1 protein-coding gene is annotated in these 2224 nt (G+C 56.3%); it reads right to left on the bottom strand.

Annotated features, from left to right (window positions below):
* Positions 1 to 2224: SprB repeat-containing protein (locus AQF98_RS21730; RefSeq protein ID WP_200911947.1), on the bottom strand; the 2224-nt coding region annotated here is incomplete at both ends.

The raw sequence follows: 2224 nt of genomic DNA, 5'->3' as shown, positions 1-2224 counted from the left end.
GTGGCCGTAGCCCCTGTACCCCCGCTTGGTGACCATGAATAGGTTTTCGCTCCGGTGCCCCCTGTTACGTTAACCGTAGCAGAACCATTGGCCCCGCCATTACAGCTCACGTTAACCGTGGTACCTGCTGTAGCAACAAGTGCCACTGGCTGGGTAAGGGTAAAGCTCTGGGTGGCAGTTGAACCGCCAGCTCCGTTTACCGTTACCGTATAGGTACCCGCTGTTAGCCCAGAGGCCGTAGCCGCTGTGCCGCCCGTAGGTGACCATGAATAGGTATATGGACCGGTTCCGCTGGTGATGTTCACCGTAGCCGAGCCCGTAGCACTGCCGTTGCACAGGATGTTCACCGTGGTGCCCGCTGCCAGCACTAGTGCCGGTGGCTCGGTAATGGTAACGCTCTGGGTAGTGGTACATGCATTGGCATCGGTAATGGTCACCGTATAGGTGCCTGCCGTTAGCCCAGAGGCCGTAGCTGCCGTGCCACCACTTGGTGCCCATGAATAGGTATAACCCGGTGTACCACCAGTGGCTGAAACCGTGGCCGCTCCGGTAGAGCCGCCAAAGGTGCTATTGTTAGTTTGTGAAGTAATGCTTGCCGATAGCGCCGAAGCTGGTTGGCTAATGGTAAAGGTCCTGGTCAGCTGGCAGGCGTTGGCATCGGTAACGGTCACCGTATAGGTACCCGCTGTTAACCCAGAGGCCGTAGCATTGGTACCACCACTTGGTGACCATGAATAGGTATAACCCGGTGTACCGCCGCTAACAGTAACCGTGGCAGAACCGGTGCTGCCATTAAAACAGGCAATATTGGTCCAGGCACGGGTGGCGCTCAATGCACTCGGCTGGGTAATGGTAAAGCTACGGGTAGCCTGGCAACCATTGGCATCGGTAACGGTTACCGTGTATACCCCAACACCAAGGCCAGAGGCCGTAGCATTGGTACCACCACTTGGTGACCATGAATAGCTGTAAGGGAGTGTTCCACCTGTAGGGGCAACCGTGGCCGTACCGTTGTTGCCACCATTACAGCTCACATTGGTACTTCCACCACCCACTGCAACATTCAGTGCTGCCGCTGGCTGGTTAAGCACAAAGGTGCGTGTGGTCTGGCAGGCATTGGCATCGGTAACGGTCACCGTATAGGTACCCGCTGTTAGCCCAGAGGCCGTAGCTGCCGTACCACCACTTGGTGACCATGAATAGGTATAAGGACCTGTTCCCCCGGTTGGGGCAACAGTGGCCGTACCATTGCTTCCGCCAAAACAGCTCACATTGGTACTGCCACCACCCGTTGCAGCTGAAAGTGCTGATGCAGGCTGGTTAATGGTAAAGCTGCGCGTAGTCTGGCAGCCATTAAAATCGGTAACGGTAACCGTATAGGTACCTGCCGTAAGGCCTGTGGCCGTGGCATTGGTACCTCCACTAGGTGACCATGAATAGCTGTAAGGGGTCGTGCCGCCCGTTGGTGCAACAGTAGCTGTACCGTTGCCTCCGCCAAAACAGCTCACATTGGTACTGCCACCGCCGCTAGCCGCTGAAAGGGCAGCCGCAGGCTGGGAAATGGTAAAGTTCTGGGTAGCGGTACCGCTGGTACCGGTTACGGTAACCGTATAGGTACCTGCTGATAGGCCAGTGGCCGTAGCCGCTGTGCCACCACTAGGTGACCATGAATAGCTGTATGGACCCGTACCACTGCTGATGCCCACCGTGGCTGTACCGTTGTTGCCGCCGAAACAGCTCACATTGGTCTGCGACTGTGCAGTCAGTACCAGCGCAGGCTGGGTAATGGTAGTGCTGACCGTAGTCTGGCAGTTATTGGCATCGGTAATGGTAACCGTATAGGTGCCTGCGCTTAGGCCAGAGGCCGTAGCTGCTGTGCCACCACTAGGTGACCATGAATAGGTATAGCCCGGTGTACCACCAGCTGGGGTAACCGTGGCAGAACCTGTACTGCCGCCAAAGGCTGTATTGTTCGTCTGGGCAGTGATGCTGCCAGATAGTGCGGTAGTAGGTTCGGTAATGGTAAAGCTGCGCGTAGTCGTACAGCCAATGTTATCGGTAATGGTGACCATATAGGTGCCAGCCGTTAGGTTAGAGGCCGTAGCTGTCGAGCCACCACTTGGTGACCATGAATAGGTATAGGGAGCAATACCGCCACCAACCCCACTAACAGTAGCCGAACCCGTAGATCCGCCCTTGCAGGCAATATCCGTCTTGGAGGTAC

It is taken from the genome of Pedobacter sp. Hv1, assembly GCF_001412215.1.
GTDB lineage: Bacteria > Bacteroidota > Bacteroidia > Sphingobacteriales > Sphingobacteriaceae > Pedobacter.
The sequence above is the reverse complement of the archived record's forward strand: the minus strand, read 5'-3'. Positions and strand labels throughout refer to the sequence as shown.